Origin of the sequence: Caballeronia udeis, from assembly GCF_044909315.1 — a bacterium.
Taxonomy (GTDB): domain Bacteria; phylum Pseudomonadota; class Gammaproteobacteria; order Burkholderiales; family Burkholderiaceae; genus Caballeronia; species Caballeronia udeis_A.
Map to the genome: position 1 here is coordinate 156,093 of NZ_JBIYEB010000021.1, position 22,837 is coordinate 178,929.

Below are 22,837 nucleotides of genomic sequence, written 5' to 3' on the forward strand. Positions count from 1 at the left end.
CCGAAACATTTTGAGACCCAACTGAAACAACACGTAACCTGAGTCAACTTTCCTGAAAGCTTGGCGTTAACCCGTGGATAGCGCCAATCCTGGCGACGCTTTTCAAGGCAACCGACTCCATGGCAGCCCTTCCGTTTTCAGCACTTCAGCAACGTCGGCAAAAACAGGGCCACGCGGCACTCGTTCCGAGATCCGCCGGGCAACTCAAGGCGGAACACGATCGCATCGTCGGCCGCGCGCAGTTTTTCCTCTACGCGACCATCGCGCTGGCTATTGCGGGCGTGATTGCCGTCGCCATGCTGCCGTTCTCGTCCATTCCGAGCGACTTCAGTTTCGGCGTCCAGGAAGTGGTCGGCGTGGCCGTGTTCGCGGCTTGCCTGTTCCTGCTTCACGAGCGCACGGAACTCACGCTGCGGCTCTACAACTACGAACCCGTCGAACAAACCACGCAGGGCGAGCTGCGCGCGCTGCTGCATCGCGTACCGGAAGGCATCTCGTACCAGAACGCCCTCGCCGCCGACAACCGGACGTTCGTGACCGTGGAAGCCGAAGAAATTCGCCGTCGCGCCGATGCATTCAAACCGCAAACCGAAGGTCTGGAAGCGGCAGAAAGCTGATAGTCGGTCCGGCGGTTGATCCACCGCCAGACCTGGCGATAGACACCGCAAAAATCTCCGTCTCGGCCAGGGTGAAACTCTGGGTGTGCGGAGTCTGTTTCTTGCCACACAGCTTCCCGCCCGCGAAACGCATCCTCGCCTTTCGCCTCTGTTGACCCGCGGGGCGACACCACATCAAGTGCAAGCCTGCGAAAGTCGGTCGTGCGGGCAGCTCGAGGACACACCGCGCATGAACGCGGCACTCCGTTAATTGTCACTGGACGGTGCGATGCAGACGGTTGCGCAAACCGTTACCCGCGTGGCGCCCGGCCACATTTCCGTGCACGGGCTACCTGTACCGCCTGCCTTCCATCCCGCATGCGCCTATGCTGGAGGACACGACATGAACTGTCGACGATGGACCATACGGAGGCCACTCATGAACCCCATGAACATCCTGCAGCCCACAAGATACGACCTGCAGTCCAATCCGATTCCCGACCCGCTCGCCGATCCGAACCGCGATCCGGAGGCCGACCCGCTGTCGCCGCCATCGCCGGGGCACCGGCCGGAGGAGCCGCAGCATCCCGATGCACCGCCGGACGGGCATCCGGTTTAGGTCAGGATTCAGCAACCCATGTCATGGCGCGGTTTCCGATCGTTCGTCGACAACGACGAACGTAGTAACCGCGCGGCTCTGAGCAACGGGCTCCGCGGCAGGATCGGAGAAAATCTTCGCGCCGCGCTGATAGTTGAAAATAAACAGCACGACAGACGCTGTGGACGCCAGCATCACGCAGAACACGAACACCGCGCGATAACCCCAGGTCGCGGCTACAAAGCCCGACGCCACCCCCGCCAGCACGGAGCCCGTGCGCATGGTGTTAAAAAACAGGGTGGTCGCGCGGGCCAGCGCGCCAGGCATCAGTTCCTGAAAGTACGACATGCCGAGACATGACGTCACCGCGACCACGACAGCGTTCAGGATTTGCAGCGGCACGAGCACCCAAAGGTTCGGTGCGAGCGCGATACCCGCGAAATACACAATGTGCGATAACGACGCGAACGCGATCATGTTCGCCTTGTTGATGCGCCGGGACGCGCCGCCGAGCAGGAGCATCATCGGAATCTCGGCAAACGCGCCGAGGCCGACCATCTGTGCGACGTGCGCGGTCGTGCCGTGCAACTGATCGACGATCAGCACCGGCAGCATGATGGTCGCGATCGCCGAGCCCATGCCGATCAGCGTAAAACTCACCAGCGCCGCATAGACGTGTGCATTTTTGGCTTGCGGCGGGATCTCGCTGGAGGTCTTGTCGGCGGCCTCGTAAGTGTCATAGGTCTTGGGTTCGCGCATGCAGAGCACGATCAATCCAGCCGCCGCGAACGCACCCGCCGCCGACAGGAACAGCCCGTTGAAACCCGACACCCCCAGCACGATTGCACCCACCGCCGGACCAAACACCCATGCGCAGGACAGCGTGGTGCGCAAGGTGGCCATCGGTAGTTCGGTATGTTCGATGCCCTCGGCGTGCAGCCGCGCTTTGCCGAACGTGAAAAGCTGCGGGAATACCGCCGCGCCGATGCTCAGGAATACGCAGCCGAAGATCGTCAGCAACACGTAGTTGCGCGTGACGCACAGCAATGCATAACCAAGCGCCGATCCCGCAATGGACAGCAACACGATACGTTTTTTATCGCTCCGGCGATCGGCGATGCGCCCCAGATAGGTACTCACGATCACGCTGCTCACCGCTGTCAGCGTCATGAAGATGCCGAGCCGGAGCGGCGTCATGTGCGCCTCGGTCGCGCCAAACAGCGACGTGTACGGCACCGCGAATGAGGAAGCGATGCCTGACAGGAACATCGCGAGGGAAATGCCGGGATAACCGGGAAGACGGATAAGCGCGAGAAAAGTCTTGAAGACGGCGTTCATTGAAATTCACGTTGGCGGCGAAGGTCCGTCGCGTGACGCTCCGTTTGAGCGATAAAAACGACGTTCAGCGGGCACTTAAACACGCGCTCACGTTTTTTTCAATAACGTTTTCCTTTGGTTTCAGACTGGCGAAACCTGCTCGCGGATAAACGCAACGCTATTGGGCAATCAGCATGGAGACCGAACATGCAATCGCGCGAGATGCCAACGCGCCCTGATCATCGGCGGGGGAGGCAAATACCAGGGCGGAGCATCGATGCCATCACGCACCATCGGGAACGGGACAAAACCTGAGGAAGACTGTGGGAACGCAAACCCAGTCGGGTTAAATATACGGCCGTGCTCAGATGCCTTGCCGAATTAAAAACCCTCATAAAGGCTACTATTTTCTTTAAAAGCCCATGTAGGGCCTCTTAAATCATAAATTAAACGACATCTTCGTAAAACTACTATAATGGCCCACATGGAGCCTACTAAACCTCTTAAAAGCCCTTCTGAAGGCCGTAAAGCCGGTAAACCGCTTCCTATCCCGGTACAACGGACACTCACGAAGCTTGGCGAAGACATCAACCGCGCGCGCCGCCGCAGAGGGCTGACGCAGCAGGCGCTCGCCGCGCGCATCGGGGCCGGGCTCAATACCGTCAAGCGCATGGAGAACGGCGACCCGCACGTGCAGTTGCACTTCCTCGTAAGAGCGCTCCATTTTTTTGGAGAGCTGCAGCGGCTCAATGATCTTCTCGACAGCGGCCAAGACGATATCGGCCTCGCATTGATGGACGAAAAGCTGCCGCAGCGGGTGCGAACCGCGAAGAAAACCACCAAAGCGTTCTAACGGCATGGCAATAAAAAAACAGCCCGCCAAGTCCGGCAAGCCCGGTATCAGTACAGCCCTGGAGGTTCACCTCGGGGCCGCTGGCACGCTCGTGGGTCACCTGAACTACGTGAGCCAGGGGCGGCGCGAAGTGTCGCAGTTCGCCTATGACGAAACCTGGCTGGCCCATCCGGACCGGTTTGAAGTCTCTCCCGATCTGCCCCTCGAACCTGGCTACCAGCCGCGTCGCGCGCCCAACGTCGTGGACTCGGTGTTTCACTTTGCACTGGCCGACAGCGCCCCTGACGCCTGGGGGCGTCGTGTCATCAACCGGATACACGCCAAGGCGCGCCGTGACAATCCTCGCCTGTCGCCCCTGAGCGAACTCGACTACCTGTGTGCAGTGGACGACTTCAGCCGCATCGGAGCGCTTCGCCTTTGCAAGGAGGGAATCTATCTGAGGACGGTTGACGAAGGCCGGCGCACGACACCGCCCATGATCGAACTCGAGCGGATGTACAAAGCTACGCGTGCGGTCGAGACGGCCAGGGAGACCGTCGAGGACCTGCGCTATTTGCAAGGCAAGGGCACCTCGCTCGGAGGCATGCGGCCCAAATGCACCGTGCTGGATCAAAACGGCACGCTCGCCATCGGGAAGTTTCCAAGCGTCAATGACACCATCAACGTCACCCGGGGCGAAGTGCTGGCGCTAAGACTCGCGCGCCAGGCCGGTATTACGACGGCCAATGCCCGGTGCGTCACATTGAATGGCACACCGGTAGCCATCATCGAACGGTTTGACCGGGAGGATGGCGACCTGCGCGTCCCTTATCTGTCGGCTGCATCCATGCTGCAGGCTTCGCGCCAGAACGCCCACGCCTACACCGAGATCGTGGACGTCATGCAGCAAAAGTGCTCGCACCCCGACAACGACGCGCGGGAGCTATGGCGCCGCCTGGTTTTCAACCTGCTCATCACCAACACCGACGACCATCTGCAGAACCTGGGGTTCCTATACGACGGCAACGGCCTGTGGCGCATTTCTCCCGCGTTCGACGTGAACCCGATGCCCGGCAAGGTGCGCGAGTCCAAGACCTGGCTCACTGAAGACGCGGGCCCTATTGAATCAGTCCGGATGCTTCTGGATACGTGCGCCTATTTTTCACTGACCGACGCGCAGGCGAAGATGATCCTGGCCGAAGTCCTGGATGCAGTCATGGACTGGCGGCAAGTTGCCGTTACGCCGGAAGTCGGGCTCGACGCTCAGGAACTGGATGACTTCGAGGATGCCTTTGAGCACGCCCAGACGGATCAGGCCCGCAAGATATTGGGCCGGCCCATGCTGCGGCCTGAGCTCGCGGAAGACGCCGGTTAGGAGCCCCGCGGCGAGCTGTGGGTCCAGCGCATTCGTCCGCCGGACAGATGTCGCCAGTCTAAGATTTCTTTAAGTATTCCCGCCTACTCTTGTGATAACGGCTGTTCACAGACGCCGGCATGGACGATGAAACCGTTCAATACTCAGCCCGGCTATTTCCCGTGTATACGGCTCGAAGCGCAAGGCTGTTCGCGTCGTTATATTCCTCGACGAGCGCAACGTCTTGCATGAAACGCGTGGTCTGGGAGTCCATCATGAAACAGCTTGTCTCCGCGGTCGCCGCCGCTTCGGTCCTGATCCTGCCCGCCGTGTCGTTTGCCGCCCAAGCCGATGGCCCAAGAGCACTGGACCGCATCGTTCAACAGAACGAGAAGTATGAAAGAGATCACCCGCGGCAATCACCAGCCGCCCATGGCGAGCGCAAAGCTGCGGATAAGTACATGGGCGAGTCCCCCTCCAGCGCAGACTCGCGTTAAGCCGGAATTAAACCGATGCACGGAGAGTGGTGCCCGCGCCAGGCGCACCGCATTTCTCGCCCTCTTAGTCGGCTAGAGCGTGCATGTTTCCGGCGACTAGCTGACTGCATGCTGAGTCACTGCGTTGGTGGGGATTGGGGGGTGCAAACTTCGACCTTCTTGTCTCGCAAACCAAACGCCGCAGCGATATCTGCAAAGCCGTTTCCTCATGCGGATAAAACGGCTTCGCGAACATCGCTGCGGCGCTTGATACTCAATAGACAATTCTCGCGCAAGCGGCCTTCACGCGAATAGATGTCTGATCCTTTGCCAGAACGCGAACCGGTGCCGGGGTGCGACCTCCGCCGACACTTCTTCGTCGGGATGAAAGTGGACCTCCTTAACCTGCCGAACCTGTGAGACAAGCAGCCCGATGTACATGGTGACTCTCCCAACGTTAGACTTTTAAGTTCACGGAAAAGTCGGCAGCTCGGAGTTTGAACGCGCAGGCGCGTGGCGACGGGCTTACCCTCTTCCGCGAATAGCGGGAATTGCGTGTGAAGATATTGTTGTTTCCGCCATAACCCCCCTTTCTTTTCCGCTTATCAGTCGTCCGTTGTCAGCCGCCGGTATCGGGTGACCATTGTTTTTTATACTAGCAGCTCAATAAGATAAGTATCCCAAACTATTGATGTGTCCCTCAATGCATTCAAAACGCCGGTCAATGTTCGGTGACACGTCCCATGGTCATATTAGGCCGATCCGACGCAGGGGGGAACACACACCAGCAACCGTCGTCGTGGCGAAAGAAAAGCAGTGCGCGAGATCCAAGCGGCAATGCGGTTTCTACACACACATACCGCCTTCCGCCTGAGCGCGTGCGGCTGAACTCGGTCACACGAACTGGCGTTGAGAGACCGGGAGCCAGCCATTTGTCGACCTGCGTACGTAGCGAATATTCATGCGTGGATTTCATGTGCTGCTCCGGCAAATGACTCTTGCTCGACCTCGTTTCGCACGGACTTGATGCTGTCCGTGGGCCGCCCTGTTTCTTCATCCGGGCTTTGACCTATGGTCCTGCTGAGCGCTGACGCCCTCAGTGCGCTACACCGCGCGAGATGCTTTAAATCCGCAAGTTGAGCAACAAGCTGTCTGGCTGTCCTGCGTTTCATGACAAACCTCCCGCACCGCAACCTGAACTTGATAAAACACTTTAACTCTATGCCTGGATCGCCCGTTTGGGAGCGTTGTAGGCAAAATCGCAACACTTTGTCGCAAAGGGAGTAAGCGCCGGATTGATCACCACGTATTTGCGACGGCTGTTTAAATCGGCGGCTGCTCGCCATGTTTGTTTATCGGCACAGGGGATTCGGACTTGAGTGCCGGCAATCAATGCCGCGGACGTTTTTTTAGGTGGGGATGATCGCCATACGGCAACGGTAGCCTGTCATGGACAAGAAGCGTGACGCTCCTCACGCGACAGCGTTGTCATTAATCGCCCCCCAGATGCGCAAACGGCTCCGTCGAGATATCGAGGGAGCCGTTTCGTGGCACATTGGAATGCATTACGCCGAGGAACAATCAGTCGACGCTTCTCATGGCGCCGGTGCGAGTGTGCGCGGCACATCGCCGGGTTGAAACGAATTGGCAGCGCAGGATTCACAGTTGGTGAACGCTACGGGCTCGCGCCCGTTCGTTACAGTCCCGCCTCACGCGCCAGCACCGTGTCCAGCTCGCGAATGGTCTGATACAAAACGCGCGTGCCGTCGACCAGCTGTTGCGGTTCGATCCATTCTTCAGGGCAGTGGCTGCGGCCGTTCAAACAGGGAATGAAGATCATGCCGATCGGTCCCGTTGCAGCCACATACACACCGTCGTGCCCCGCCCCGCTCGGCAAACGCATGCTTGCATATCCGAGGCTGGCGGCCGACCGCTCCACCGCGTCCATCACCAGCGGCTGGCATTGCGTCGGCCTCGCGCGGCTCACGTGCACAGCGGACGCCGTCAGCCGCAACGCCAGCAGATCATCGGCCACGCTCGCCATGAGCTCCTCGGGGAACTGATCGAGCACGGCGTCGCTGTCACTGCGCACTTCCAGCATCAACTCGACGCGACCCGGCACCGCGTTCGGGACGTTCGGTGTCATCGCCAGCCGGCCGATAGTCGCGACCACGTAGTGCGGCTCGCCGTTCATCGCCGACGCCATGCGATACGTCCGGTCGATCACCCGCGCCGCACCGACGAGCGCATCGCGCCGGATATCCATGGGCGTGGTGCCGGCGTGGTCGGGCTGGCCGGTCACCGTGATCAGCACACGCCGGATGCCGACGATGTTCGTCACCACGCCAATGGGCAAGCGCTTCGTCTCGAGCACCGGCCCCTGTTCTATGTGCAGTTCCACGAACGCCGCCGTGCTGCCGGGGGCGCGCAGCGCCTGCGTCAACGCGTCGGGATCACCGCCAATGCGCTGCAGCGCCTGCCTCAACGATTCACCCTCCGCATTCTTCGACGCCAGCATGCCGGCGTCCAGCACCCCCGAAAACGCCCGGCTGCCGACGCACGAAATGCCGTAGTCGCTGGGTTCTTCAGAGAGGAAATCGATCACTTCGAACGGATGGTCCAGCGTCACGCCCTGCTCGTTCAGCGTATGCGCCACCTCGATACCCGCCAGCACCCCGATGATCCCGTCGAAGCGGCCTCCGCCCACCACCGTATCGCAGTGCGAGCCGGTAATGATCGGCTTGGTCAGGCGCCCCGCGCCTTCACGCCGACCGATCAGATTCCCGCCCGCATCCTGCGAAACGGTCAGGCCGGCGCCCGCGAATTCACTGCGCAACCAGGCACGCGCCTCTTCGAACAAGGGCGAAAACGCGCGACGTGTCCACGGGACATCGGGCCGCGTGAACTGGCTGAGACGTTCGACGCGGGCGTTCAGGCGTTCGGCGTTGATCGGCGGGAAATGAGTGTTGGACATGGCGTAGGTTTGATTCATGAGGCCGCCGGCGATAAGCCAGCGCGATTAAAAGAGGCCGGGCGCAGGAAGCGCCCATCGCCTGTCTGATTGACGATACGCACACCGTCGAAGACCTGTTTCCCGCGGCAATAGGTTGCCGCAACGCGCACCGTGAATTCCATGCCTTCGAACGAACTCCACTGCACGGCGGACAGGCTGTGCGACGGGTCGAACGCATACCGTTCGGGCGTGAGGATCACGAAGTCGGCGTCCGCGCCGGTATGGAAGGTTCCTTTGCGATCGTGCAGCAGGAAGTGGCGCGCAGGATTGCGGGCGAGTTGCCTGGCGACCATCGTCGGGAAAATGCCTCTCTGTTCGCATCCGCTCCAGAACGCCGGCAGCAGCGTCTCCAGTCCCGGGCCGCCCGATGAATTCCTGAACACGTTCGGATTGCCCTTGCGTTCGAGCCCCCAGCTCACGTGATCGGAGGAGACGAACGTACACGCGTCGTTCGCAATATGAGTCCACAGAAGCTCGGTCTCGGCTTTCGGGCGGATCGGCGGATAGTGCTTGGTTTTAGCGCCGAACCGCTTTGTGTGCTCCTCGTGATTGAGCATCAGGTACTGCACGCAGGTTTCGATACTGGCCTGATGCCCCGCGTTCCGGTACATGCCGCACAGTTCGAAACCACGTGAAGTGGACACATGCACCGCGTGCGCGCGTGCGCCCGTCTCGGCCCCGATCTCATAGATCAGCGCCGTCGCCAGGTTCTCGATCAGCGGCGTATGCGCACGCATGAAGGCGTCCCAGCCGGTGTCGCCTGCTTCGATCATGCGGCTGACGTTCTTGCGCGTCAGGTCCTGCATCTGGTTGTGCACGCCGCACACGAGACCCGACGGCGCGATCAGCCGGAACGCCTCGTACAGGTCGTCCTCTTCCACGCGGGGGAAGCGGCCGGGGGTCGCTTCAAAAGTCGAGAACTTGAAGGCGCACACCCCACCGTCGATGAGACCGGCCGCCGCCTGCAGTCCGTGCTTGTCGTTGAGCGTGCCGAACAGCGCAACGTCCACATGGCAGTCGCGTTCGACCTCGGCAATCTTCGCGTCGAGTCGTGCCCGCGAGGCCACCGGTTCGGGATCGTCATACGGCATGTCCACCATCACGGTCACGCCGCCTGCCGCCGCCGCACGCGACGCGTGGCCCAGTCCCTCCTGATTCGCCTGACTGCCCGAGTGCACTTGTCCGTCGATCACCCCCGGCATCACCCATTGCCCTTTTGCATCGATGAAATCTTTCGCGGCCGGCGGCTTGCCCGCGCCCCGCGTCACCACGCGGCCGTCGCGCACCGCCAGCCAGCCGTCCATCACGACACTGTCCGCATCGACGATATTGCCGCGAACCACCAGATCGAAATCGCTCATGCTCTCCTCCCCCCCTGTGCCGATACTGCTTCGATATCACCTCAATCGGAGTCAAGTGTAGGCAGCGGCATCCCAAAATGTCTTATGCTTAATTGTCCTGTCCACATAACATCGGGTTAATCGTTTGAGACTCAATCTGCGGCAAATCGAAGTCTTTCGCGCCATCATGCTGACGGGGTCCATCAGCGGCGCGGCCAAGCTCCTGCATGTCTCGCAGCCGGCGGTATCAAGGCTGATTTCCTATACGGAACAAAGGCTTGGGCTCTCGCTGTTCGAGCGCATCAAGGGCCGGCTGTACCCCACGCCCGAAGCGCGCCGCCTCTTCACGGAGGTGAACGTGGTGTATCAAGGCGTGCAGCGCGTGAACGAGGTGGCCGACGACCTGATTGAAAACCGCATGGGCCATCTGCGCATTGCGTGCAGCCCGAACCTCGGGCAGTCGCTGATTCCCCGCGCCATTGCGCTTTTCTACGAACGTTTCCCCGATGTCCGCATCATCCTGCACACGCTGTTGCCCAGCATCCTGCTGCAGGCGGTGATCACGCAGCAGGTTGATCTGGGCATCGCGTTCATGCAGGAGACCCATCCCAACGTGCAGATCCGCCCGATCCACGAGAACCGCATTGTCGCGGCGCTGCCGGTCGGTCATCCGCTCGCGCAACGCGAGACGTTGCATGTGCGCGATCTGGTCGATCAGCCGTTCATTGGCTACGGCAGCGACATTCCGTTCGGGCAGCTCGTGCGCAAGATGTTCCTCGACGCCGACTGCCCGCTGCGCATCAAGACCGAAGTGCAGCAGGCTCATGTGGCCTGCGCGCTGGTCCAGGCCGGCGTGGGCATTGCGTTCATCGATGAACTGACAATCGGTGGACCGGCCTGGTCGAACATGGTCGTGCGCCCGGTCGAGCCGGTTATCGCCGCGCCGGTCAGTGTCATTCACGCGGTGCTCGAGCCGCTGTCGCGCACCGCGCAAGCGTTCATCGCCACGCTCGAAGCCATGCGCACCGAGCTGTAAGCACGCTAGATTTAGCTTATTCGCGTATACCCTCCCTATAACACCGCGTTATGTACTCGCCATAAAAAAGCAATAACGCGTTAAAAAATTGGCTCCCTAGACTCATCCCCATTCGATTCCCCGTACCGCTTGCCGGCTCTTGCCCGCAACGAGCCAGCCGTGTCTTGCACTCGCCTTGGTTCGCTGCTTCGTGACAGCGGCAAGGCCACAGCAAGCGTGCGCAGGGTCGAGCACTTCTTAACGAGAAAAGGGGAAAGACATGGGACGCATCCTGAACTTGAAGGACGTTGAAGCAGCCGTGAAGGGCGGCTCGGTGTTCGCCTGCGGTGGCGGCGGCTGGGCCACGCACGGCCGTGAACTGGGCACGCTTGCGGTGACCATCGGCCGCCCCGAACTGGTGTCGATGGATGAGGTGCCTGACGACGCGTGGATTGCTACCGCCGCTGCTATCGGCGCACCCGGCGGCCTGACCGAATGGGAGATGCTCGGCGCGGATTACGTGAAGGCCGTGCAGCTTGTGCAAGAGGCGCTGGGCGCGCCGATCCATGGCTTGATCATCGGCCAGAACGGCATGTCGAGCACGCTCAATGGCTGGCTGCCTTCCGCGCTGCTCGGCACGAAGGTGGTTGATGCAGTGGGCGATATCCGCGCCCATCCGACCGGCGACATGGGCTCGCTCGGTCTCGCCTCCAGCCCTCAGCCGATGATCCAGGCCGCCGCCGGCGGCAACCGCGCGCAGAACGCTTATATGGAACTCGTCGTGCGCGGCGCGACCGCCAAGGTGTCGCCGGTGCTGCGCAAGGCCTCGGACATGTCTGGCGGATTCATCGCCAGTTGCCGCAACCCCTTGCGTGCGAGTTATGTGCGCGAGCACGCGGCGCTCGGGGGAATCAGCCGCGCACTGGCACTGGGCGAAGCGATTATTGCTGCGGAGTCCAAAGGACAACGCGCGGTCATCGATGCAATCTGCAAGACGACACAAAGCACGATCATCGGCAGCGGCAAGGTCGTGCGCAACACACTGAAGTACACCGGCGAAGCCTTCGACGTGGGCATCGTGGAGATAGGAACCGGCGCGCAACGCTGCGTGATCCACGTGATGAACGAACACATGGCCGTGGACGATGCCCATGGCGCGCGCATCGCAAGTTATCCCGACGTGATCACCACCCTCGACACCGAAGGCCGGCCGGTCAGCGCCGGCCAGCTCGTTGAAGGACTGGAGGTCCTGGTCCTGCATGTCCATAAGGCGCATCTGCCGTTGTCATCCTCCGTACGCGATCCGGCGGTGTATCCGCCGGTCGAGAAAGCGCTTGGGATCAGTTTGTCCGGCTACGCACTCGCCGTTTAAGGAAATGCCAGATATGAAACGCGAATTCAACGTCACTTCAGGAACCACGCTGCGATGCAAAGGCTGGCGCCAGGAAGCGCTGCTGCGCCTGCTGGAAAACGTGCTGGCCGTGGGCGAAGACCCGGCTCAATTGATTGTCTATGCAGCACTGGGACGCGCGGCGCGCGACTGGCCTTCGCACGATGCCATTGTCCGTGCACTCAAGACCATGACAGAGGACCAGACGCTGGTCGTGCAGTCGGGCAAACCGATAGGGTTGCTGCGCACGCATGCCCACGCACCGCTCGTGATCATGGCAAATTGCAACATGATCGGGCAGTGGGCGAAGGCCGAGAACTTCTACGATCTCGAACAGAAGAACCTGATCTGCTGGGGCGGGCTCACGGCCGGTGACTGGCAGTACATCGGTTCGCAAGGCGTGATCCAGGGCACTTACGAGATCTTTTCGCGTATCGCCGAACGTCACTTCGATAACGACCTGCGCGGCCGTTTCATCCTGACGGCTGGCCTGGGCGGCATGGGCGGTGCACAGCCGCTCGCGGGCCGCATGGCAGGCGCGGCGATATTGACGATCGAGGTTGATCAGGAACGCATCGACAAGCGGATGAAGATCGGCTTCCTCGAAAAGCAGGCGCGCAACCTTGACGGCGCGCTCGCGATGATCCGCGACGCGCAGGCGAAGCGCGAACCGTTGTCGGTCGGCTTGCTCGGTAACGCCGCCGAGATCTATCCCGAGATCCTCGCGCGGGACGTCATACCCGACATAGTGACCGACCAGACCGCCGCGCACGATCTTGTCTACGGCTACGTGCCGGTGGGACATACGCTCGAGCAGGTCCGCGCGCTACGCACCACGGACATCCCCGCGCTCATGAACGCAAGCCGTACTTCGATCGTGCGGCACGTCAGCGCGATGCTCGGTTTCAAGGACCGCGGCGCGATCGTCTTCGACAACGGCAACCTGATTCGCACGCATGCGAAGGAAGGGGGTGTGGAGCGTGCGTTCGAGATTCCGGTCTTCACCGAAGCCTTTCTGCGTCCGTTGTTTTGCCGGGCGATCGGACCGTTCCGCTGGATTGCCTTGTCGAACGATGCCGACGATATCCGCAAGATCGACGACTACCTGCTCGAGCACTTTGCGGACAATGCGATTGTCGTCAACTGGATCAGGCTTGCGCGTCAATACGTGCCGTTTGAAGGCTTGCCGGCGCGCATTGCGTGGCTGGGTCACGGCGAACGGACGGAACTCGCGCTCGCGGTCAACCGGATGGTGCGCGAAGGCCTGCTCAGCGGACCGGTTGCATTCACACGCGACCATCTGGATGCGGGCGCCATGGCGCATCCGAACATCATGACCGAGAACATGCGCGACGGGTCGGACGCTATCGCCGACTGGCCCCTGCTCAATGCAATGGTCAACTGCTCGTCGATGGCGGATCTCGTCGCGATCCACTCCGGCGGCGGCGGTTACAGCGGCTACATGACGAGCGCCGGCGTGACCGTTGTTGCTGACGGAACGGCGCAAGCCGATGAACGCCTGCAACTCTCGATGACCAACGATACGTCGATGGGCGTCATGCGTTACGCCGATGCAGGCTACCCCGAGGCACTCGATGAAGCCGAACGCAAGTCCCTGCCCTACATCCGGATCTGATCCCATGTCCAATACGAGTCAGGTCGCGGTAACGAGCGCCACAGCCGAGGTCCCGTCAACACCCAGCAGCCTGAAGACCGGGCGCCGGGCGTTGCTCGCAGCGTCCATTGGCAATGCGCTGGAGTGGTACGACTTTTCGGTGTACGCATTTTTTGCGGTGTATATCGCGCAGAACTTCTTTAGTCACGGCGATGCCGGCGCGGAGTTGCTGCAGGCATTCCTGGCATTCGGCCTCGGATTCGTTGTGCGTCCGCTGGGCGCGCTCGTACTGGGTGTCTATGGCGACCGGGCGGGCCGAAAGGCTGCCCTGACCGTCACGATTCTCATCATGGCGCTGGGCACCGCGGTCATCGCGTTTGCACCGCCCTACACCGCCATCGGCTTCGGCGCGCCGTTGCTGATTGTGTGCGGGCGCATGCTGCAAGGCTTTTCGGCCGGCGGCGAAGTGGGCGGCGCCGCGGCGTTCCTGATCGAACATGCGCCGCCGGACAAGAAGGGGAAATACGCTTCATGGCTGCAGGCCAGCATGGCGATCTCGAACATCCTCGGGGCATTGATCGCCACCGCCGTCACGCTGCTCCTGACACGCGAGCAGATTGGCGAATGGGGCTGGCGTGTTCCGTTCATCCTCGGGCTCGCGATTGCACCGGTGGGTTTATGGCTGCGAAAAACCCTTCATGAAACGCCGCAATTCGAAGCGGAAATGGACCGTCAGCATCGGGGGCATCAAGCGGGCAGGACGCCGCTGCTGCAGATTGTTCGCGACTATCCGAAGGCGCTCGCGACCGGCTTTGGTTTCTCCGTGTTATGGGCGGTGTGCGTGTACGTGCTCATCATCTTCATGCCGATCTACGTACAGCGGACGCTGGATTTCTCAGGCCAGCAAGCGTTTCTCGCGGCATTGATCGGCAACTGTTTCATGGCGGTGGCGTGCGTCTATGCCGGTTCGCTGTCCGACCGTTTCGGCCGGCGCACCGTGCTTACATGGGGAGCCGCGTTGATGCTGGCCGGGGTCTATCCGTTGCTTGCATGGCTGCAGGCAGCGCATACGCTTTCCGTGCTGATCGTAGTCCAGATCGTGTTCTGCGTAATGGTCGCCATCTTTACCGGCGTCGCGCCCTCCGCGCTCTCCGAACTTTTCCCGACCCGCGTGCGCTCCACCGGCATGTCGCTTTCCTATAACGCAGCCGTCACTGTTTTTGGCGGTTTCGCCCCCGCCATCCTGACGTGGCTGACTGAAAGTACGGGCAACGCATTTGCGCTCGCCTGGTACGTCATGGCTGCAAGCATTGTCGCGTTGATTTCCATTGCCTTCCTGCCTCGGCAAGCCCAACTTTAAATAATAAAGGAATCCGAATCATGTTACGTCCCATCCGATGCGCGCTCATCGCGGCCGCATTGCTTCATGCTTCCCTGTCATTTGCCGATGTCGTGCTCGACGGCCGTTCCGCGACGCCCGAAATCATTGCCGGCATTGCCGACGGCGAAACCGTTCGGATTGCGCCGGTTGCGATGAAACGCGTGGAGGACGCGCATACCGTGCTGCTGGAAGCAGCACAGGACGGGCAGCAGATCTATGGGTTGACAGTAGGCGTGGGGTTGAACAAGGACCGCAAGATGGTCGATGCGCAGGGCAAGCTCACGCAGGAGATTATCGACGCGTCGGGGCGCTTCAACGTCGGCCTGATTCACGCGCATTCGGGCAGCGTCGGCCCCGACATGGACGTGCGTACCGCACGCGCCGCAATGGCGGCCCGCCTGAACGCGATGCTCGACGGCGGCGCGGGCGTGCAGACGAGTATTGTGGATACCTATGTGCAATTCCTGAATCGCGGTGTGACGCCGGCCATGCCGTCGGGGGGATCGGTGGGTGAAGCCGATATCACCATTCTCAGTCATGTCGGCCTGGCGATGCTGGGTGAAGGCGATGTCTACTATCAGGGCCGCAAGATCCCCGCGGCCGAAGCACTCGGCGCGGCAGGCATCACACCCATCAAACCCTACGGCAAGGACGCGCTCGCCATCCTGAGTTCGAACGCGTATTCGGCGGGCATGGCTGCGCTGGCGCTCAACGACATGGGCCGTTTGCTCAAGGTCTCGAAGCTCGTCTACGCGCTGAGCCTGCAAGCGTTCAACGGCAACGTGTCGCCGTTCCTGCAGGACACGCTGGCACTACGCCCGTTCCCCTACACCATCAAGGCGGGTGACCAGCTTCGCACACTGCTTGCCGGCAGCAGCATCTGGAACCATGACGACAAACGCGCGCTGCAAGATCCGCTGAGCTTCCGCTCGGGTGTGTATTTGCTGGGCGAGGAAGACCGTATGTACGCCGAGACGCGAGCGCTGCTCGACATCCAGCTCAACTCGTCGGATGACAACCCCGGCGTCGCCGTGGGCGTCACGCCCCACTCGACCCGTGCGCAGGAATCGCGCGGTTATGTGAAGGTCAACGGCGTGACCGGTGCGGTGCTGCCCAGCGCGAATTTTGAACCGCTGCCGTGGGTATTGTCGTTTGAAGAGACGGGGCTTGTCCTGGCTCATAACTCGTTGGCATCGGCCCAACGTATCATCAAGCTGAACGATCCGCATCTGACCGGCTTGTCGCGCTTTCTCGGCACCGATCAAACCGTACACGCGTTCGGTGCGATGGAAAAACCGCCGGTCGCGCTGGCGATGGAAAACAAGGAACTGGCCATGCCGGTATCCATGGACTACCTTCCGGTGGCCGGTGACATCGAGGACATTGCAACCAATGCGCCACGCGTGGTGGAACAGGTGCAACAGCAAATTGACAACAGCTTCACGCTGCTGGGTATCGAGCTGATTCACGCGAGCCAGGCCATTGATTTGCGCAAGCAGCAACAACCGGACTTCACGCTTTCGCCGGCCACCGCGGGTCTTTACACTGCGCTGCGCGGCAAGGTTGCATTCCTCGATCGCGATCGGCCGCTGACCCCGGATTTCCGGGCGGCAGAAACCTTGCTGCACAGTTACCCCGGCTGACTTTGTTAATTTTCGGAGCACGTCATGACGCCATGCGTTGAAGCATTCCCGGACCCGGCGACCTCTACCCTCACCTACGTGGTGTATGAGAGAGGGGGTTCACCATGCGCGGTCATCGACGCAGTGCTCGACTATGAACCGCAATCCGGCCGCACTTCGACGCATTCGGCGGATCGCGTGATCCGTTTCGTGAACGATCAGGGCTTGCAGGTGCAATGGCTGCTCGAAACGCACGCCCACGCCGACCACATCTCGGCCGCGGCGTATCTCCGGAAACAACTGGGCGGCGCCATTGCCATCGGCGAACACATCCGGTCGGTGCAGGCGGTGTTCGAACGAATCTTCAATCTTGAACCGGCGATGTCGTCGATTTCGCCCGCCCCTTTCGATCGCTTGTTCGCGGATGGCGACACATTCCAGGTCGGCGCGCTGACCGGCCGTGTGATGCATGTCCCCGGTCACACGCCGGCCGATGTCGCCTATCTGTTCAACGGCATGGCGTTCATGGGCGACACCCTGTTCATGCCGGACGTCGGCACGGCGCGCTGCGATTTCCCCGGCGGCAACGCCGGCACGTTATACGAATCGATTGGGAAACTGCTTGGCCTCCCACCACAGACGCGCCTGTTTGCGTGCCACGACTATCCTCCCGATGGCCGTGAAGCCTGCTGGGAAACCACGGTCGCCGAGCAGCGTGCAGCAAACATCCATGTCCGCGATGGCATCACAGTCAGCGATTTCGTCGCCATGCGCACGGCACGCGACGCGACGCTGGGTGCACCGGCGCTGATCATCCCCGCCATTCAACTGAATATCCGCGCGGGCGTTTTTCCGCCCGCCGAATCCAACGGCGTGAGTTATCTGAAGCTTCCGCTGAACACGTTTTAAGCAGTCAGGCAGGGTAAGCAAATGAACTTGGAAGCAGGGGTACCGCGATGAGCACGAATGCAGCATCTTCAGGCAATACAGAGACCTTCGACGTGGTGATCATTGGCGGCGGCGCTGCGGGTATTGGCGTGACCGCAAGCCTGCTGCGCCGGCGGCCCGATCTTCGCATCGCGATCATCGAGCCGAGCGACCGGCATTTCTATCAGCCTGCGTGGACACTGGTCGGCGGCGGTGCTTTCAACATAGACGACACCATGCGGCCGATGTCATCCGTGATGCCTGAAAAAGCGCACTGGCTGCGTGCCAGTGCGAGCGCGATCGAGCCTGAGCAGCGTCTTGTCCGGCTCGACGACGGGCATACCGTTGGTTACGGGCACCTGATCGTCTGTCCCGGCTTGCGGCTCGCGTGGGAAAAAATAGAAGGCCTGGAAGACACACTGGGCAAGAACGGCGTGACGTCGAATTATCGATTCGATCTTGCACCATACACGTGGAAGCTGGTCAATGAGCTCAAGCGTGGCAAGGCGCTCTTTTCGCAACCGGCCATGCCGGTCAAATGCGCCGGTGCCCCGCAAAAAGCACTGTACCTGTCTTGCGATCACTGGCTCAGGCAAGGCGTGCTCGATCATATCGATGTCGAGTTCAACCTGGCCGGCGATGTCCTTTTCGGGGTGGCAGCGTTCGTGCCCTCGTTGATGAAGTATGTCGAGCGTTATCGCGCGTCGCTTGCGTTCGGATCGAACCTGGTGAGTGTCGACGGCCCTCACCGGGTCGCGTCGTTCAGTGTCAAGGACAAGGGCGGCAGCATAGTTCGTATCGACAAACCGTTCGACATGCTGCATGTCGTCCCGCCTCAGCTTGCGCCGGATGTGATAAGCAGGAGCGTGCTCGCCGACAAGGCCGGCTGGTGTGAAGTCGACCACGCCACACTCGTGCACCCGCGTTATCCGGACATCTTTGCACTCGGCGACGCCTGCTCGGCACCCAACGCAAAAACAGCCGCTGCCGTTCGCAAGCAGATTGTCGTGGTGGCAGAAAACCTGCTGGCCGCGCGTGAGGCCAAACCCCTGCCCGCACGCTACGACGGCTACGGCGCCTGCCCTCTGACAGTTGAAAAAGGCAAGGTCGTACTGGCGGAATTCGGCTATGGCGGTAAGCTGCTGCCGGCCTTCCCGCTCGATCCGACCGTGCCGCGGATCCTTGCCTGGCATCTGAAGACATCCGTCCTTCCTTGGCTGTACTGGAACGGCATGTTGAAGGGCCGGGAATGGCTCGCCGGGCCGGTGAAACCTCGGGCATGAGCGTCCTGTTCTCCGCCACACTCGTCACATCCGTCACGTTGACGAGCACCGTGCTGGGCGCCTGCGTTGGCGCGACGCTCGCTCTGACCGGTGCGGGCGGTGCCATTATCGCGGTGCCGCTGCTCATGTTCGGCTTGCAGCTTTCCGTAATTCAGGCGGCGCCCATCGGCCTGCTCGCCGTGGCGTCATCCGCTGCGCTAGGCGCCTTCCTCGGGCTGAGGGCGGGTATTGTCAGGTACCGGGCAGCCAGCCTGGTCGCTGCCGCCGGCATGTTCATGACGCCGGCTGGATTGTGGGCTGCGCAACGGGTACCGAATACGCCACTTACGGTGCTGTTCGCCGCCGTCCTCGCCTATGTCGCGGTCCAGATGTACCGCCGGGCTCGTGGATCGCACAGCGCGTCTTCGTCCGCCCTATCCATACCTTGCCGCCTGGATTCAGTACGCGGACGCCTGATCTGGACGCTGCCATGCGCACGCGTATTGGCCATGTGGGGGGCGGTAGCGGGCTTTCTTTCCGGTTTGCTCGGGGTGGGTGGCGGCTTTGTGATCGTGCCGGCTCTGAAAAAATCGACCGACCTGCCAATGCAATCCATTGTCGCGTCCTCGCTCGCGGTCATCGCGCTGGTCTCGGTAACGGGCGTGGCGTCATCCGCGGTGCAAGGTCATATGGACTGGCCCGTCGCCATTCCATTTGCCGTGGGCGCCGTCTGCGCGATGCTGATTGGGCGCACGTTCGCGAAACGCCTGAGCGGCCCGAGACTGCAACAAGGTTTCGCCGTGATCGCGGGGCTTATCGCGTTTGGTCTGGTGATAAGGGTGGTGATGGAGCACGTTTGATCGTTCACGGAAGAATGTTGGGCAAAATTGTGATTTGTTTCCAATCTCTATACATAGTTATCCGAAATACAATTTCGCAATCTTGACAGATAGCGCTTCAATTATCGAATGGACGAAATTTGACACGCCAATCGCTCGCTTTTCTACGTTTGTTGTACTAATTGTATGCCCTCGAAATCAAACCATCCCCCAACCTTCCAAAGCGGCGTTTATATGATTAAAAAACTTGCAACCATTATCCCGATCATGGCCACCGCCTCCCTCGCGCATGCGCAGAGTTCGGTCACGTTATATGGGATCGTGGAAGACGGTGTCGACATTGTCAGCAATGTGCAGGGCAGTCATCTGGTTCAACTGGCATCCGGTGTGACCGCAGGCAGCCGCTGGGGCGTGCGCGGCACCGAGGATCTGGGCGGCGGTCTTTCAACCATCTTCCGTCTCGAAAGCGGCTTCAACCTGAACTCCGGACGCCTTGGCAGTGGCCTGGAGTTTTCACGCAACGCTTACGTGGGCCTTCAGAGTGCTCAAGCGGGTACGGTGACACTTGGACGCCAATGGGATTCGGTTGTGGATTTCGTCGAGCCCTATACGCTTAACGGCAATATCGGCGGCTATTACTTCGCGCACCCGAACGACATGGACAACACCGACAACGGCTTCCCCATCTCGAACGCCATCAAATATCGCAGCCCCACCTTTGCCGGTTTCACCTTCGGCGGACTCTATTCGCTAGGCGGCATCGCCGGGCAGTTCTCGAACAACTCCACCTTTAGCGCGGGCGCAACCTATGCCGCCGGACCGCTCAGCGCGGGCGTGGGCTACCTGCGCATCAACGATCCGGGCGTCTCCACGCAGGGTTACCAGAACTATCCGGGCTTCACGAACGCGGTCTATGGCGACTTCCTGGCCGCCGCCCGCGCGCAGAAGGTGCTGGGCGTAGGGGCTTCATATCAGGTACTGGCGTCGCTGCGCGTGCTGGCCGATTTCACTAATACGATTTTCCAGCAGGGCAGTGCGGGACATGATGCAACGTTCCAGAACTACGAGTTGTCCACCCTGTTCAATCCGACACCCGCAGTGACGATTGGCGCGGGCTACACCTACACCACCGGCCGCGATCATGCGACCAGCGCACAGCCCAAATACAACCAGTTCAACCTGACGGCTGAATATGCGTTGTCGAAGCGGACATCGGTGTATGTGCTGGGCGTGTTTCAGAAAGCGGCCGGCGACGCATCCGTCGCCCAGATCGCGGGCTTCAATCCTTCAAGCAACCAGAAGCAGGCGGTTGGACGAGTGGGGATTCGCAGCAGTTTTTGATTCCATGATCTGACCACTGGCAGTAAAGCAACATGACCGGTTGCGCTATGAAGTCATGCAACCGGTCACGCGGCTACAAGTATCTGTATCGCACGGTCTTATCGTCTGATGAATAAAATGGCGTGCTCATTTCATCGCTAGGGGTTATCCCACCCCTACATTCCGCCACCGCTTTGCCGTAAAGAAGTCACGCATAGCGTTCGGCAAAGCCCGACGCCGCACATTCAATCAAACGGTTCAACATTAGGCGACGGCGAAAACATGAAGAAGATGACATTGAATCAGAAGCTCGGATCGATGATCGCCGTGCTCTGGATCGGACTGGTCGCGATCGGATTTATAGGGGCGTGGCAAAGCCGCGCATCGACAATGGACGATCGCCGTGAACAATTGAAAGCGCTGGTTGCTGAAGGTACCAGCGCCGTGGCGCATTTCCAGAGTCTCGCCGCGAACAAGACGATCTCGGAAGACGAGGCGAAAAAGCGAGCGCTTGAAGTGCTTTCTTCGATTCGCTACGGCACCGACGGCTACATCTCGGTCAACGACTCGCAGTCCACGATGATCATGCATCCGATCAAGCCGGCCATGAACGGGCACAACTTCGCGAACTTCACCGACCCGGCGGGCAACAAGCTCTTTGTCAATATTGTCAACGCCGCCTCAACGCCCGAAGGCGGTTTCGTCAACTATCTGTGGTCGAAGCCCGGCAGCGATACCCCCGTGCCGAAGATGAGTTTCGCGAAGCACTTCGTGCCGTGGGACTGGTTCATCGTGACCGGCATGTACACGGACGACATCGACGCCGCGTTCTACGCAAGCGCGTGGCGCTGGTTCGCGATCACGGCCGTACTCGGCGTACTCGCTTCGATAGTCATGTTGCTGGTGTTGCGCAGCATCAAGCGTGAACTTGGCGGCGATCCGTCAATTGCTGTCAGCGCGGCACAGCGCATTGCACGAGGCGACCTGACCACGCACGTACCGCTTGCCGACGGCGACTTGCATAGCCTGATGTTCGCGTTGAGCGAGATGCAGAGCGGTCTGGTGGAAACCGTCACGCGCGTGCGCACCGGGACCGAGAACATCAACGTGGGAGCGTCGGAGATTGCAGCGGGAAATACCGACCTGTCGCAACGCACCGAGCAGCAGGCGGCCGCACTTGTACAGACTGCATCGAGCATGGACGAGATGACGGCGAACGTGAAGCAGAACGCCGACAGCGCGACACAAGCAGCCAAGCTGGCCGGCGAAGCCGCCGATGTAGCCCAGCGCGGCAGCGGCGTGGTCGAACAGGTCATTCACACCATGACGCGTATTACGGAAAGCTCGAAGCAGATTGGCGACATCATCGGCGTAATCGACGGCATTGCGTTCCAGACCAACATCCTGGCGCTGAACGCGGCCGTGGAAGCGGCACGTGCCGGTGAACAAGGCCGTGGGTTTGCCGTGGTGGCGGCGGAAGTGCGCAGCCTCGCACAACGCTCGGCGACCGCCGCGAAGGAGATCAAGGCGCTGATCGGGACGTCGACGGAGACAGTGAAGGAAGGCGCATCGCTGGTGTCGAACGCCGGTGCGACGATGGGAGAAATCGTGAGTTCGGTGCGCCGGGTGAACGAGATCCTCGATGAAATCAGCCACGCCTCGAATGAGCAAAGTGCCGGTATTGAACAGGTGAACCGCGCAGTGGGTGAAATGGACCAGGTGACACAGCAGAACGCGGCGCTGGTGGAAGAAGCGGCAGCGGCGGCGCATTCACTGAAGGATCAGGTCGATGTGCTGCGTGAAGCGATCGGGAGCTTTTCGCTGCCGGCTTGAGCGATTCTATTGAGTCGGCCCTGAACAATCACCAAAGCCTTTACTGACGGGCGTTTAAGGGCGAAACCGGATTGCTGGAATTGCAGGATACGGGCATATTAATACAT

19 protein-coding genes are annotated in these 22,837 nt (G+C 60.8%); 15 read left to right on the top strand and 4 right to left on the bottom strand.

Translation table 11 applies throughout. The features are described from left to right. Positions 1 to 119 precede the first annotated feature (119 nt). On the top strand, positions 120 to 617 hold the full coding sequence (locus ABH944_RS29395; protein ID WP_404610777.1) for a hypothetical protein: 498 nt from the start codon (positions 120 to 122) through the stop codon (positions 615 to 617). Between the two features lie 418 nt (positions 618 to 1,035). Then, positions 1,036 to 1,215, top strand: coding sequence for a hypothetical protein (locus ABH944_RS29400; RefSeq protein WP_097268209.1), 180 nt, complete (start codon positions 1,036 to 1,038; stop codon positions 1,213 to 1,215). 21 nt (positions 1,216 to 1,236) lie between these two features. On the opposite strand, the gene ABH944_RS29405 is transcribed toward ABH944_RS29400, so the two are convergent. Next, complete coding sequence (locus ABH944_RS29405) at positions 1,237 to 2,532, bottom strand: sugar efflux transporter (protein ID WP_404610778.1); 1,296 nt, start codon at positions 2,530 to 2,532, stop codon at positions 1,237 to 1,239. Between the two features lie 463 nt (positions 2,533 to 2,995). Between ABH944_RS29405 and ABH944_RS29410 the strand changes: the two genes are divergently transcribed. The 3 genes from ABH944_RS29410 (at position 2,996) to ABH944_RS29420 (ending at position 5,194) form a co-directional block, all read left to right on the top strand. Beyond that, a complete protein-coding gene (locus ABH944_RS29410) occupies positions 2,996 to 3,364 on the top strand; it encodes a helix-turn-helix domain-containing protein (RefSeq protein WP_404659569.1) in 369 nt (122 codons plus the stop codon). 4 nt (positions 3,365 to 3,368) lie between these two features. Continuing rightward, a complete protein-coding gene (locus ABH944_RS29415) occupies positions 3,369 to 4,718 on the top strand; it encodes a type II toxin-antitoxin system HipA family toxin (RefSeq protein ID WP_404610780.1) in 1,350 nt (449 codons plus the stop codon). Between the two features lie 254 nt (positions 4,719 to 4,972). Further along, positions 4,973 to 5,194: a hypothetical protein gene (locus ABH944_RS29420; protein ID WP_404610781.1), complete on the top strand. Its 222-nt coding sequence runs from the start codon at positions 4,973 to 4,975 to the stop codon at positions 5,192 to 5,194. Positions 5,195 to 5,894: 700 nt separating this feature from the next. On the opposite strand, the gene ABH944_RS29425 is transcribed toward ABH944_RS29420, so the two are convergent. From ABH944_RS29425 to ABH944_RS29435, 3 genes are all read right to left on the bottom strand, one after another. After that, positions 5,895 to 6,149, bottom strand: coding sequence for a hypothetical protein (locus ABH944_RS29425; protein ID WP_404610782.1), 255 nt, complete (start codon positions 6,147 to 6,149; stop codon positions 5,895 to 5,897). 720 nt (positions 6,150 to 6,869) lie between these two features. Beyond that, on the bottom strand, positions 6,870 to 8,147 hold the full coding sequence (locus ABH944_RS29430) for a Zn-dependent hydrolase (protein ID WP_404610799.1): 1,278 nt from the start codon (positions 8,145 to 8,147) through the stop codon (positions 6,870 to 6,872). A 14-nt stretch (positions 8,148 to 8,161) separates the two neighbouring features. Beyond that, complete coding sequence (locus ABH944_RS29435; protein WP_404610783.1) at positions 8,162 to 9,547, bottom strand: dihydroorotase; 1,386 nt, start codon at positions 9,545 to 9,547, stop codon at positions 8,162 to 8,164. A 124-nt stretch (positions 9,548 to 9,671) separates the two neighbouring features. On the opposite strand from ABH944_RS29435, the gene ABH944_RS29440 reads away from it, so the two are divergent. The 10 genes from ABH944_RS29440 (at position 9,672) to ABH944_RS29485 (ending at position 22,730) form a co-directional block, all read left to right on the top strand. Further along, a complete protein-coding gene (locus ABH944_RS29440; protein WP_404610784.1) occupies positions 9,672 to 10,562 on the top strand; it encodes a LysR family transcriptional regulator in 891 nt (296 codons plus the stop codon). 259 nt (positions 10,563 to 10,821) lie between these two features. Then, positions 10,822 to 11,913, top strand: coding sequence for a DUF917 domain-containing protein (locus ABH944_RS29445; protein WP_404610785.1), 1,092 nt, complete (start codon positions 10,822 to 10,824; stop codon positions 11,911 to 11,913). Positions 11,914 to 11,926: 13 nt separating this feature from the next. Further along, a complete protein-coding gene (locus ABH944_RS29450) occupies positions 11,927 to 13,567 on the top strand; it encodes a urocanate hydratase (RefSeq protein WP_404610786.1) in 1,641 nt (546 codons plus the stop codon). 4 nt (positions 13,568 to 13,571) lie between these two features. Beyond that, positions 13,572 to 14,906 carry an MFS transporter gene (locus ABH944_RS29455; protein WP_404610787.1) on the top strand — a complete coding sequence of 445 codons (1,335 nt, stop codon included), beginning with the start codon at positions 13,572 to 13,574 and terminating at the stop codon, positions 14,904 to 14,906. A gap of 20 nt (positions 14,907 to 14,926) precedes the next feature. Continuing rightward, positions 14,927 to 16,570: an HAL/PAL/TAL family ammonia-lyase gene (locus ABH944_RS29460; RefSeq protein ID WP_404610788.1), complete on the top strand. Its 1,644-nt coding sequence runs from the start codon at positions 14,927 to 14,929 to the stop codon at positions 16,568 to 16,570. Between the two features lie 24 nt (positions 16,571 to 16,594). Beyond that, a complete protein-coding gene (locus tag ABH944_RS29465) occupies positions 16,595 to 17,458 on the top strand; it encodes an MBL fold metallo-hydrolase (protein WP_404610789.1) in 864 nt (287 codons plus the stop codon). Positions 17,459 to 17,505: 47 nt separating this feature from the next. Beyond that, positions 17,506 to 18,759, top strand: coding sequence for an NAD(P)/FAD-dependent oxidoreductase (locus ABH944_RS29470; protein WP_404610790.1), 1,254 nt, complete (start codon positions 17,506 to 17,508; stop codon positions 18,757 to 18,759). Continuing rightward, positions 18,756 to 19,598, top strand: a complete 843-nt coding sequence (locus ABH944_RS29475) for a sulfite exporter TauE/SafE family protein (RefSeq protein WP_404610800.1) — start codon at positions 18,756 to 18,758, stop codon at positions 19,596 to 19,598. The genes ABH944_RS29470 and ABH944_RS29475 overlap by 4 nt, the downstream gene beginning before the upstream one ends. A 213-nt stretch (positions 19,599 to 19,811) precedes the next feature. After that, entirely contained in the window at positions 19,812 to 20,918 is a 1,107-nt protein-coding gene (locus ABH944_RS29480; protein WP_404610791.1) for a porin, read from the top strand. Positions 20,919 to 21,188: 270 nt separating this feature from the next. After that, positions 21,189 to 22,730, top strand: coding sequence for a methyl-accepting chemotaxis protein (locus ABH944_RS29485; protein WP_404610801.1), 1,542 nt, complete (start codon positions 21,189 to 21,191; stop codon positions 22,728 to 22,730). Positions 22,731 to 22,837: the final 107 nt, after the last annotated feature.